This window comes from Bisbaumannia salifodinae (assembly GCF_055388505.1).
Genome location: NZ_AP043781.1, coordinates 1,980,142 through 1,991,746 on the forward strand (window position 1 = coordinate 1,980,142; position 11,605 = coordinate 1,991,746).

The following is an 11,605-nucleotide window of genomic DNA, read 5'->3' on the forward strand; positions in this document are numbered from 1 at the left end:
ACACAGGATTCGTCATGAAATTTTCCGAACAGTGGCTGCGCGAGTGGGTCTCTCCCAGCGTGGCGACCCAGGCGCTGGCCGATCAGATCACCATGGCCGGCCTGGAAGTGGATGCCGTGGAGCCGGTGGCGCCTGGCTTCACCGGCGTGGTGGTGGCCGAAGTCGTCGAGAAGACCCAGCACCCGGACGCCGACAAGCTGAATGTCTGCCTGGTCAATGACGGCGGCGATGAGCCGGTGCAGGTGGTGTGTGGGGCCCCCAATGTGGCCGCCGGCCAGAAGATCGTCTTCGCCCGGGTCGGCGCCCTGCTGCCAGGCGACTTCAAGATCAAGAAGGCCAAGCTGCGCGGCCAGGCCTCCCACGGCATGATCTGCTCCGCCTCCGAGCTGGGACTGGCCGAGGAGACCTCCGCCGGGATCCTGGTGCTGCCCGCGGACGCCCCGGCGGGCGAGGACTTCCGCGCCTATATGGGCCTCGACGATCACACCATCGAGGTGGATCTGACCCCCAACCGCGGCGATTGCCTGAGCCTCCAGGGCCTGGCCCGGGAAGTCGGCGTCCTCAACCGCCTGGCGGTGGAGGGGCCTGACGAGGCGCCGGTGGCCGATACCCACCAGGAGACCTTCCCGGTGGCGGTGAGCGACCCCGAGCGCTGCCCCCGCTACCTGGGCCGGCTGATCAAGGGCGTCGACGTCACCGCGCCGACCCCGCTGTGGATGGTGGAGCGGCTGCGGCGTAGCGGCGTGCGCAGCATCGATGCGGTGGTGGATATCACCAACTATGTGATGCTCGAGCTGGGCCAGCCCCTGCACGCCTTCGATCGCGCCAACCTCCATGAAGGCATCCAGGTGCGCCTGGCCCGGGAAGGCGAGCGCCTGGTGCTGCTGGACGGCCAGGAGATCACCCTGCGCGGCGAGACCCTGGTGATTGCCGATGGCCGCGGCCCCCTGGCCATCGCCGGCGTGATGGGTGGCGAGCACTCCGGCGTCAATGCCGAGACCCGGGATATCTTCCTGGAATCGGCCTTCTTCACCCAGCTCGCGGTGGCCGGCCAGGCGCGCTCCTATGGCCTGCATACCGATGCCTCCCACCGCTTCGAGCGGGGTGTCGATCCGACCCTGGCGCGGCGTGCCATGGAGCGGGCGACCCAACTGCTGCTGGAGATCGTCGGCGGCGAGCCGGGCCCGGTGGTGGAGGCGGCAAGCCCCGCCCATCTGCCCGCCGAGCGCCGCGTGACCCTGCGCAAGGCGCGCCTCAGCCAGGCCCTGGGACTCGAGCTGGACGACGCCGAGGTGGCGGAAATCCTGACCCGCCTGGGCCTGGCGGTGGATGCCGTCGAAGCGGGCTGGGAAGCCGAGGTGCCCTCCTGGCGCTTCGATGTCGCCATCGAGGAGGACCTGATCGAGGAGGTGGCGCGGGTCTACGGCTACAACCGCCTGCCGGTGCGCCGTCCGGCGGCGCGCCTGGCGCTGCGCCCCGATGGCGAGAGCCGTCAGCCGCTGGCGCGGCTGCGTCGTCAGCTGGTGGCTCGTGGTTACCAGGAGGCCATCACCTACAGCTTCGTGGCCCCGGAGCTGCAGGCGACCCTGCTGCCCGAGGCGGTCTCGCCGCGGCTGGCCAACCCCATCTCCAGCGATATGGCGGTGATGCGGGCGAGTCTCTTCCCGGGGCTGATCAAGGCCTTCGAGCATAACCTCAACCGCCAGCAGAGTCGGGTGCGGCTGTTCGAGAGCGGCCTGGTGTTCCGCGGCGAGCTGGATGACCTGCACCAGATCCCCATGCTGGGCGGCCTGGTCAGCGGCAGTCGCGAGCCGGAGGGCTGGTGCGGCGCCAAGGAGAAGGTCGATTTCTTCGACCTCAAGGGCGACCTGGAGAGCCTGCTGGCACTCGGCGGCGAGCCCGAGGCCTGGCGCTTCGAGCCGGCGACTCACAGTGCCCTGCATCCGGGGCAGAGCGCGCGGATCCTGCATCGCGGCGAGGAGGCCGGCTGGATCGGCACCCTGCACCCCGCGGTCAAGGCGAGCCTGGGCCTCAAGGCGGATGCGGTGCTCTTCGAGGTGCGCCTCGATGCGCTGACCCACGGCAAGCTGCCGGCCTTTACGCCGCTCTCCCGCTATCCGGAGGTACGCCGCGACCTGGCCTTCCTGGTAGCCGACGACCTGCCGATCCAGGCACTGCTCGACTGCCTGCGGGAACAGGCAGGCGACTGGCTCCAGGAGCTGCGTCTGTTCGACGTCTATCAGGGCAAGGGCGTCGAGCCGGGGCACAAGAGTGTCGCCCTGGGCTTGACCTGGCAGCATCCTTCGCGCACGCTGAATGATGATGAAATCAATCAGTTAGTCGATGCGATCGTGGCCGAGTCCGGGTCGCGCTTCGGCGCCAGGCTGCGAGGCTGACGCCGATGGACACGGAGCGAGGGCGCGACGTCCAGCACGAGGGAGTGACCATGGGAGCATTGACCAAGGCGGAACTCGCCGAACACCTGCATGTGGAGCTGGGGCTCTCCAAGAGGGATGCCAAGGCGATGGTGGAAACCTTCTTCGAGGAGATCCGCGGTTGCCTGCGGGAGAACGAGCAGGTCAAGCTGTCGGGCTTCGGCAACTTCGACCTGCGCGACAAGCGGGAACGGCCGGGTCGCAATCCCAAGACCGGCGAGGAGATTCCGATCTCGGCGCGACGGGTGGTGACCTTTCGTCCGGGACAGAAGCTCAAGAGCCGCGTAGGTGGTTTCGAGGGTACCCCGGACGTCTGATGTACTGGCTCCGTTCATGACAAGGCCCCGGCAGTGCAAACTGAACTGCACCCCGAAAGTTGGACACCCAATCCAACCTTCGGGGTGTTTTTATGAAGAAGCGATACGGCGAGAGGTTCAAGCTGCTGGTGGCACAGCAGGCTTTGCACGATGACACCAGCTTGAGGGAGGTAGCTCGCCAGCATGGTCTGGACCATTCCCTGGTACGGAAATGGCGGGACAACTATCGTCAGCATGGCGTGGTGGGGCTGCGCAAGAAATACACGCACCGCAGCGCGGCCTTCAAGCTGGAAGTCCTTGAGACGATGTGGCGAGATGGCTTGTCACGGCGCCAGGCGGAGGCCCTGTTCGATATCCGTGAGTCCGGTGTCATTGGCAAATGGGAGCGTCAATACCATAGTGGTGGTCTGACTGCGTTAGCACCGAAGCACAAGGGACGCCGCCCGATGACCAAAAAGCCGCCTTCTCCACCACCCCCGCCTGATGCAGAGCGCTCCCATGACGAGTTGCTCGAAGAGCTGGCGTATCTGCGGGCGGAGAATGCCTACCTAAAAAAGCTCGATGCCTTGATCCGGGAGAAGCGGACGACAACGCAGGGCAGAAAGCCCAAGTCGTTCAAGGGTTAAGGCACGAGCATTCGCTGGCTCTGCTGCTGCGTGCGGCTGAGCTACCGCGCAGCACGTTCTACTACCAGATCCGGGCCTTGGGCGCTGATGATCGGTACGCGCCCCTGAAGGCGCGTATCAGGGCGATCTACGACCGTCACAAAGGACGCTACGGCTATCGTCGCATCACCGCCGCTCTGCGGCAGGCGGGTGAGGCGATCAATCACAAGACCGTCCAGCGGCTGATGCAGCAGTTGGGCTTGAAGTCCCTGGTTCGCCCCAAGCGGTATCGCGCCTACCGTGGGGCGGAAGGCTACGCCGCTCCCAATACGTTGCAGCGTCGATTTCAGGCTCAGCGTCCCCATCAGCGGTGGGTGACGGACATCACCGAATTCAAGGTCAATGGCCAGAAGCTCTACCTGTCACCGGTCATGGATCTGTATAACGGAGAGATCATTGCCTTCCAGACAGGACCGCGCCCGGTGTTCGACTTGGTGAAGGGTATGCTGAAGAAAGCCTTTGGCAGGCTGATGCCAGGGGATCGGCCGCTGCTCCACTCGGATCAGGGATGGCATTACCGACATCCCAGCTATCGCCGCCTGGTGGTCGAGCAGCGGATACTCCGCAGCATGTCGCGGAAAGGGAACTGTCTGGACAATGCTGCGATGGAGAGCTTCTTTGGCACCCTGAAGTCCGAGTACTACCATCTGAACCGGTTCGACACCGTGGAGCAGCTGCAGCAAGGCCTCGAGCGTTATATCCATTACTACAACCACGAGCGCATCAAGATGAAACTAAAAGGCCTGAGCCCTGTGCAGTACAGGACTCAGGCCTTGAGCACCGGCTGAGTGAACCGTCCAACTATTGGGGGTCAGTTCAAACTGCCGGGGCCTTGTCGTCTGGACGGGAGGAGGGGGCTTGGCTAGACGAGGCCCCCGCCTTCCATCAGATAAGTGATGATCACCTTGAACAGATAGCCCATGATGCCGGCACCCAGCACGACGAACAGCATCAGGGTGCCGAACTTGCCGGCCTTGGAGCGGCGGGACAGGTCCCAGATGATAAAGGTCATGAAGAGGATCAGGCTGCCGATCATGATCGGCGTGATCCAGGCCTCGAAGGTCTCCAGCATGTTGCCTCCCGGCGAGAAATAAGCGCCATTCTACCTCGCCCACCGAAGCGCTTCAGTGGCCGGGCCGCGACGCGATGCCGCAGGTGGGGAACGGCTTTCCTTGATCCGGCCGCTGGACATCGCCCGGCTATGCCGTCGATGGATTCGGTCATGGCGGGGGTTATGGTAATATCCGAGCAAATTCCTCAAGCAAAGCAAGCCCATGCCTACGCTCAAGATCTTCGTTGGAACCATGTATGGCGGCGCCCTGGACGTCGCCGAGCAGATCACCCCGCTGTTCGAACAGGCGGGCTACCGGGTGACCGTCCTGGAGCAGCCCAGCCTGGCCGATCTGGTCGAGGAGGCGCCCGATCTGGCGCTGTTCTGCGTCTCCACCACCGGTAGTGGCGACTTCCCCGGCAATATCGTGCCGCTGGTACGGGAGCTGGAGGAGCAGAGCCCGGGGCTGGTCGATCTGCGCTACGGGGTGATCGCCCTCGGCGACAGCTCCTATGGCGACACCTTCTGTGGCGCCGGGCGCTATCTGGACGCGCTACTGGCCGACCAGGGCGCGAGCCGCCTCGGTGAGCGCCTCGAGATAGACGCCATGGAGACCTTTATGGCCGACGATGCGGCCCTGCCCTGGGCCGAGGCGTGGATCGCCGAGCAACAGCTGCAGGTGGCATGATGCGGGCCGCACCCAACCCCGAACGCCTGAGTATCCTGCTGGGGCTGCTGGCGGCCATGCTGGGCACCCTGCCGCGTTATCTGCAGGGCGGGCATGACTCGCATCTGCTGCTGTTGTCCCTGGCCGCCGTGGTGGTGGCGGTGGTGGCGGTCGGCCACTGGCGCCTGATGGCGGCCGAGGCGCGGGCCGAGCTGCCCGGGCTGTTACGCCGCCTGGCCTATGGCCTGGGCACCGGTCTGGCGCTGATGACCGCCTGGTATGCCCTGGCGGCGAGCTGGGTGGGCTGGCAACAACTGCTCTCCCATGGCCTGGCCCTGGGCCTGCTGCTGCATGTGATGGGGCTCTGGTGGAAGCGCGAGCGCGCCTAGCACCAAGGAGCAAGCCACAAGCTGCAAGGGGGACATACTGCCTTGCTCCTTGCTCCTTGCTCCTTGCTCCTTGCTCCTTGCTCCTTGCTCCTTGCTCCTTGCTCCTTGCTCCTTGCTCCTTGCTCCTTGCTCCTTGCTCCTTGCTCCTTGCTCCTTGCTCCTTAGCCCAGCGTATAGCAGGGCACATAGTCGCCGCTTAGCTTCATGCGGCCCTGGCCGACGAAGGAGGTCAGTAGCTCATCCAGGCGACGCATCAGCTCGGGTTCGGCGCTGAGGCGGAAGGGGCCCTTGGCCTCGATGGCGCGCACGCCCTTGTCCTTGACGTTACCGGCAACGATGCCGGAGAAGGCACGGCGCAGGTTAGCGGCCAGCTCGTGGACCGGCAACTCGCGGTTGAGTGCCAGGCCCGCCATGGCCTCGTGGGTGGGCTCGAAGGGCTCCTGGAAGTCGCGGTCGATGGTCAGCCGCCAGTTGTAATAGAAGGCGTCCTGCTGCTCGCGGCGGAAGGCGGTGACCTCGTCGATGCCGCGACGCATGGCCCGGGCCACCCCGGCGGGATCGTCGATCAGGATCTGGTAGCGGCCCCGGGCCTCTTCGCCCAGGGTATAGGCGAGGAATTCGTCGATCCGGGCGAAGTAGTCGGCGCTGTTCGACGGCCCGGTGAAGACCACCGGGAAGGGCATGTCGCGGTTGTCGGGATGCAGCAGGATGCCCAGTAGATAGAGGATCTCCTCGGCGGTGCCGACCCCGCCGGGGAATACCAGAATACCGTGACCCACCCGCACGAAGGCCTCCAGGCGCTTCTCGATATCGGGCATGATCACCAGCTCGTTGACGATGGGGTTGGGCGACTCGGCGGCGATGATGCCCGGTTCCGAAATGCCCAGGTAGCGTCCCTCCTTGCGGCGCTGCTTGGCGTGGGCCACGTTGGCGCCTTTCATGGGGCCCTTCATGGCCCCGGGGCCGCAGCCGGTACAGATGTCCATATCGCGCAGGCCCAGGTGATAGCCCACGTCCTTGGTGTATTCGTACTCCTCGCGGTTGATGGAGTGGCCGCCCCAGCAGACCACCAGGCTGGGGTCACGGCCCGGCTTGAGGGCGCCGGCCTTGCGCAGGATATGGAAGACCGCGTTGGTGGTGCCCTCGCCGGTGGAGAGGTCGAAGCGGCGCTGGGTCTGGATCTCGTTGTAGACGTAGATCACATCGCGCAGCACGGCGGAGAGCAGCTCGCGAATGCCGCGGATCATCTTGCCGTCGACGAAGGCCTCGGCGGGGGCCTGGGTCAGCTTGAGGCGGATGCCGCGATCCTCCTGGAGCACCTCGATATCGAAATCGCGATAGGTCTCCATCACGGCGCGCCCATCGTCGGTGGGGTTGCCGCAGTTGAGGACCGCCAGGGCGCAGCAGCGCAGCAGGTCGTGGAGGCCGGCGGCCGAGGTGTCGCGCAGGCGGTTGACCTCGGCCTGGGAGAGCACTTCGAGGCTGCCCTCGGGGGAGATGGTGGCGGAAATGGTATCGGGCATGACGGCTTCCTTGTCAGGGGCGGCGGGGCGGGCGCGTAGCGCCTGCCACGGGCGCTGAAGGCAGTAACACTATTTTCGAATGGTACCACGGGCTTCGCGCCTGAATTCAACCAAGAAGCGCGGCGCTGCCTCGCGCCGCGACTTCTGGTAGGATTGTTACCTGCTGTCGTGTCTTCCCCCTCGGTCAAGCGGCCCCGCCTCATGTTCAATGCCCTCTATTTTCGTACCTTTATTACCCTGGTGGAGACCGGCAGTTTCACCCAGACCGCGCGACGCCTGGAGATGACTCAGCCGGGGGTCAGCCAGCACATACGCAAGTTGGAACAGTATCTGCAGAAGTCGTTGCTCAATCGCCACGGGCGTCGCTTCACCCTCACCGAGGCGGGGCGGCGCACCTATGACTATGCGGTCAAGCTGTTTGCCGAACATGAGCATTTCCGCCACTCCCTGGATGACGAGTCGCTGGATTCCGGCGAATGCCGCCTGGCGTCACCGGGCAGCGTGGGGTTGATGTTCTACCCCTTTATTCTCGGCTATCAGCAGATGCATACTGGGCTGACGGTCAACTACAGCTTCGCCTTCAACAGCGAGATCGTCGCCGATGTCCTGGGCGGTCGCCACGACCTGGGGATCATTACCGAACCGGTGCGCCACCCGGAACTCAACTGCGAACTGTGGCATCAGGAGCCCTTGTGCCTGGTGGTGCCGGCGGACTTCACCGGTACCGGTTGGAACGACCTGGTGGCGCTGGGCTTCGTCAATTACTCGGATGGCCTGCAACATGCCACTCAGCTGTTGCGCGCCAACTTCCCGGATGAATTCCGCTCCATGAGCCGCTGCCCCCGCCAGGGCTTTACCAACGAGGTGTCCATGGTGATGGACGCCGTGGCCCGGGGCCTGGGCTTCAGCGTGGTCTCGCGTCTGGTGCTGGAGACCTCGCCCTGGCAACGCCAGGTCAAGGAACTGAGCCTGCCCCAGGTGGTCCACGAGACCCTCTACCTGGTGACCCACTCCAGCACCGAACTGCCGCGGCGCTATCGGCGGCTGCTGGAGGAGTTCAGGGAACAGCGTCGCCACGATCTCTACGGCTATTCCGAGGCTGGCGACTGAGACCGGGCCGGGGCGCGGTGACTCCCGGCGTCATCCTGATCGACGATGAACCAAAACAACGAGCCCCGCCAGATGGCGGGGCTCGTTGTTTTCGGTCCGTCGTATTGGCGGGACGCGATCACTCGCGATAGCTATCGATGCTCGGGCAGGTGCAGATCAGGTGGCGGTCGCCATGGACATTGTCGACCCGATTCACCGCCGGCCAGTACTTGCCGGCCTTCACCGCCTCGGAGGGGAAGGCGCCCAGCTCGCGGGAGTAGGGGGGGCGCTCTACGGCTACGCCGAAGAACCAACTTTCGAGATGGATAATCAATTGCCATCGCCATTCATTGCTTATCCAACCAGGATTGAATTGCCTCTTGTGCTTCAATCGTTGGTATTGCATTGCATATCCCTCTTGCTTGGTTGAGTACCCAGCGTTTTCCCTGTGGTGAAATAGAAATTGTTAGCATTTGCGGGTGATCCATGTGATAAATAGCAAGGTGGCCTAGTGCAACCGTTCGGTCATAGCTACCTACGCAGTGCTTCATACGCTGACCTTCTTGGAGCAATTCCTGCCAAGAGGTGATTGGGGTGATGGCTTGAGTGCCCGGTAGCGGCGGAGCGGGATAGTGCCCGTGCTGATGAAAGAGCCTGTCTGCTCCCTCCAGGCCTTTGCCTTCCGACATCCGGGCATTGAATTTCTCGATTAGACGATCATGCAGGGATTGTAGTTCAGAGAAGGAGCTTGTTTTCTGTAACGCCGTTGATCCGGAAGGTAATATCTGCAAGGTGTCGGTCAGCATGTGACGTAGCCAAGACTTGGTTCTGGCGTGAGCATTTTTTTCCTCTAAAGCTTCGTCTACCATCTTCAATAGACCCGGCCAGAGTTTTCCATGGTAGTCAGCAAGAAACAGAATATGAGCAATATTCAGGGGTGTATGATGACGAAGAATCGCTACATCGCTTTCTTGATGAAGCATGTGCAGGGTGGCGTGGAGGTCAGCTTGGCTAACAGGCTGTAATTGTAGCCTTCTCAAGAGTTTGGCACTGCTTCTGGTTCCGGATAGCCCCACCGCTTTACATATGTCGGCTTGTCGCTTTCCTAGCAGCTCAGTAAATTGCTGGCCATCCCATTGCTCCTCAATCCCTCGCTGTACGAGAAGAATCAGCAATAAGGGAGACGAGCTGGCTAGCTCGCACGCAGCACTGAACTGGCCGCATACCTGTGCCATCTCGATACCCAGGCTCGGGACAAGGGCAATGGTGTCTCGTAGATCATCAGGCATTCCATGCAGCAATGAGTCAGCATATTCGTAAGCCAGAATGTCCCAGCTGATGCCAGGGGAAGAAAGAAAATTACCCTCGGCAAGCAGCTCGCCATCAAGGCGACTTTCCCATGCAAGCGGTGATGCCGACTGCCACGGAGATAGATGCAGCCTCAGTGGGTAGCCCATCATTCCTTCGAATTCCATGGTAACCCGCTTCTGGCAGGGGAAAGTAGCATCAGCCTCTAGCGTGCTGGATTGATTCATCGGGTACCTCTTGATATATTAGAAAATTCAGGGTAATGCTATCATGCGACACATTCTGTTGCATGGTTGAGATGGACTGCTGAAAACCTTGGGATCAGAATGTGGGGACCATGCCGAAATTAGTCTATAAGGTTGGCGAAATTTGCCTGCGCGAGCAGCAGGATATTGTGTTTCTCACATTTGGTCATATGGGTGAGGAGGACGGCGGGGATCCGTTTACCGGAGCCTCGTGGGGCGGTAAGCCAATGAGTGATGTGTGGGAAAGTATGCCTTCTCGCAAGGAAGTCATTCACTGGTTGGGGGCGAATGACATAGGCTGGGAAGAGTGCTTTTATATCTATTCTGGAACGATAATTGCTCCGTATGAGGGGGCTATATATGTCGACGTGCCACCCGATAAGTCTAATGAAAAATATAATGAGTTGCTTGGATTTCTGGAGGATGAGAAAGGGGGTTGTGTCTTTTCGGGGGTTGATTTTCTTTTTCTCTCTTATGAGGGTGTTTTGAAAACATCACGATGAAGTGGTTTGTGGTTGGGTGGTTTTTAGTTCGGAGAGGCGTGATAAGGAGAGCAAGTGAGCAATCAGACTTCGATTCAAAAAGAATCCAGTGCAGTCCTTCCTGAAGTCTTCTTTCAAGACTTCTTCCAGGCACTTGATCAGATGCCAGTGCCGGAAACACCGGTACCCAACCTGTTCTCGGCGGTGGGGCCGGGGCAAGACGAAAATCGCTTATCTGATTTGATGGCGTTCTTTATGGGTAGCCACGCGGGGGCGCCGCGTTGGCTGGTCGAGGCGTTGTGGGTTTGCCTGGTGCGATATCACGCGAGCGCCTTCGGGGCGGAAGCGGATGCTATGTTGCTGCCGGCGGTGCGGGAGGAAACTGATTGGAACGACGTGGTGGCCGAACGCGAGGTGTCGGTTTATAGCGAGATATCCGCTGATGTTCTCCAATGTACTGCCAAACGGCTGGATTTTGTAATTTACGATGATCGCTTTGTGGCGGGCATCGAGCACAAGGTATGGGCTTCTGCCGAGCACAATCCCTTTGGCGACTATGATCGTTTGATTGACAGCTATCAGCAGGAGCAGAAAGTGCGCTGCGTGTTAAGGCCGAACGATGATCGTAGGCATGTGCCGGATAACTGGCCGGTGGTATCGTATCAGCAGTTGATTGATGTGGCCTATGAGCTGTATGGCCAACAGATTTCCCGTGCGGAAGAAGAGGGCTATGCCAAGTGGCAGCCCTTCTACCAAGAACTGTTGCAGCATATGCAAAATATCGCCAAGCCCAAGGAGGCCAAGACCATGGAACAGCACGAACGAGATTTCTCCTTGAGGCACTTTCGCCAGCTGCGTGAAGCGGTGGAGTACCTTAATCGCCTGGAGAATGAGCTGGCGGAGGAAGGTCAAGCGAAAGTGGCTGAGGCGCTGGGGATGGCTCCGGCGGATGTTAGCCAGTCACGTAATACCTGGAAAGATCAGACCCGTGTGTTGCGGTTTTTTCCTGTTGGTTGGGAGAGGGCTACACAGGTGTGTCTGGTGTACTACCCTGAAGTAGGGGAATCCGAAGCTGACGAGAGCATCGGCTTTTACGTCAGGGCGTATATTGAGCGAGCCGATGGCTACGATCTGAAAGCGATCGAACAGGCATTCCTTGAGCGGATTCCCGCGCAGAAAAGTACGGAGTTGGTGTTCTACCGGGATGGCGGTAAGGATGCCGCTTATGAAAGCGGTGGACGCTTTCTATTTATCGACGTCTGGCCCCGAGAATACACCACTGCAGGTGCTGTGGCAGCATTGGGCAGGTTGGCAGCATGGGTGAATGAGCAGGTGGGGGGGCGGAGACTGTCACCCTAGTCATGATACACGTACAGGGGGCGGTCTCAAGTTACATCAATAGAAACAATATCGCCCCGGCCAGGTTTGGCCGGG

12 protein-coding genes are annotated in these 11,605 nt (G+C 61.4%); 8 read left to right on the forward strand and 4 right to left on the reverse strand.

From position 1 onward, the window contains the following. Positions 1-14 precede the first annotated feature (14 nt). The 3 genes from pheT to ACZ5EF_RS08955 all read left to right on the forward strand — a co-directional run bounded on the left by pheT (position 15) and on the right by ACZ5EF_RS08955 (position 4,205). A complete protein-coding gene (pheT, locus tag ACZ5EF_RS08945; RefSeq protein WP_346060452.1) occupies positions 15-2,396 on the forward strand; it encodes a phenylalanine--tRNA ligase subunit beta in 2,382 nt (793 codons plus the stop codon). Positions 2,397-2,446: 50 nt separating this feature from the next. Then, positions 2,447-2,752, forward strand: coding sequence for an integration host factor subunit alpha (gene ihfA / locus ACZ5EF_RS08950; RefSeq protein WP_195860021.1), 306 nt, complete (start codon positions 2,447-2,449; stop codon positions 2,750-2,752). 92 nt (positions 2,753-2,844) lie between these two features. Next, positions 2,845-4,205 (forward strand): IS3 family transposase gene (locus tag ACZ5EF_RS08955; RefSeq protein WP_464123299.1). Its coding sequence is split into 2 segments (ribosomal slippage): positions 2,845-3,301 and positions 3,301-4,205, totalling 1,362 coding nucleotides; the frame shifts between segments, so codons are not numbered across the junction. A 74-nt stretch (positions 4,206-4,279) separates the two neighbouring features. On the opposite strand, the gene ACZ5EF_RS08960 is transcribed toward ACZ5EF_RS08955, so the two are convergent. After that, positions 4,280-4,489 (reverse strand): DUF2788 domain-containing protein, encoded by a 210-nt coding sequence (locus ACZ5EF_RS08960; protein WP_146801086.1) that lies wholly within the window; start codon positions 4,487-4,489, stop codon positions 4,280-4,282. A 202-nt stretch (positions 4,490-4,691) separates the two neighbouring features. On the opposite strand from ACZ5EF_RS08960, the gene ACZ5EF_RS08965 reads away from it, so the two are divergent. Together ACZ5EF_RS08965 and ACZ5EF_RS08970 are read left to right on the forward strand one after the other, a co-directional pair. Beyond that, complete coding sequence (locus tag ACZ5EF_RS08965; RefSeq protein WP_346062500.1) at positions 4,692-5,156, forward strand: flavodoxin; 465 nt, start codon at positions 4,692-4,694, stop codon at positions 5,154-5,156. Further along, complete coding sequence (locus ACZ5EF_RS08970) at positions 5,156-5,524, forward strand: hypothetical protein (RefSeq protein WP_346062499.1); 369 nt, start codon at positions 5,156-5,158, stop codon at positions 5,522-5,524. Before ACZ5EF_RS08965 ends, ACZ5EF_RS08970 begins: the two co-directional genes overlap by 1 nt. Positions 5,525-5,685: 161 nt before the next feature. On the opposite strand, the gene ppnN is transcribed toward ACZ5EF_RS08970, so the two are convergent. After that, positions 5,686-7,047 carry a nucleotide 5'-monophosphate nucleosidase PpnN gene (ppnN, locus tag ACZ5EF_RS08975; protein WP_346062498.1) on the reverse strand — a complete coding sequence of 454 codons (1,362 nt, stop codon included), beginning with the start codon at positions 7,045-7,047 and terminating at the stop codon, positions 5,686-5,688. Between the two features lie 201 nt (positions 7,048-7,248). Here ppnN and ACZ5EF_RS08980 point away from each other — a divergent pair, with 201 nt between their 5' ends. After that, positions 7,249-8,157, forward strand: a complete 909-nt coding sequence (locus ACZ5EF_RS08980) for a LysR family transcriptional regulator (protein WP_346062497.1) — start codon at positions 7,249-7,251, stop codon at positions 8,155-8,157. Between the two features lie 118 nt (positions 8,158-8,275). On the opposite strand, the gene ACZ5EF_RS08985 is transcribed toward ACZ5EF_RS08980, so the two are convergent. Together ACZ5EF_RS08985 and ACZ5EF_RS08990 are read right to left on the reverse strand one after the other, a co-directional pair. Continuing rightward, the gene (locus tag ACZ5EF_RS08985; protein ID WP_346062496.1) at positions 8,276-8,470 is read right to left on the reverse strand and encodes a hypothetical protein; all 195 of its coding nucleotides are present in this window, start codon (positions 8,468-8,470) and stop codon (positions 8,276-8,278) included. Between the two features lie 13 nt (positions 8,471-8,483). Further along, positions 8,484-9,671, reverse strand: coding sequence for a PcfJ domain-containing protein (locus ACZ5EF_RS08990; RefSeq protein ID WP_346062495.1), 1,188 nt, complete (start codon positions 9,669-9,671; stop codon positions 8,484-8,486). Positions 9,672-9,781: 110 nt separating this feature from the next. On the opposite strand from ACZ5EF_RS08990, the gene ACZ5EF_RS08995 reads away from it, so the two are divergent. After that, positions 9,782-10,192, forward strand: coding sequence for a hypothetical protein (locus ACZ5EF_RS08995; protein WP_346062494.1), 411 nt, complete (start codon positions 9,782-9,784; stop codon positions 10,190-10,192). 54 nt (positions 10,193-10,246) lie between these two features. Continuing rightward, positions 10,247-11,530 carry a PD-(D/E)XK nuclease family protein gene (locus ACZ5EF_RS09000; RefSeq protein ID WP_346062493.1) on the forward strand — a complete coding sequence of 428 codons (1,284 nt, stop codon included), beginning with the start codon at positions 10,247-10,249 and terminating at the stop codon, positions 11,528-11,530. Positions 11,531-11,605 lie beyond the last annotated feature (75 nt).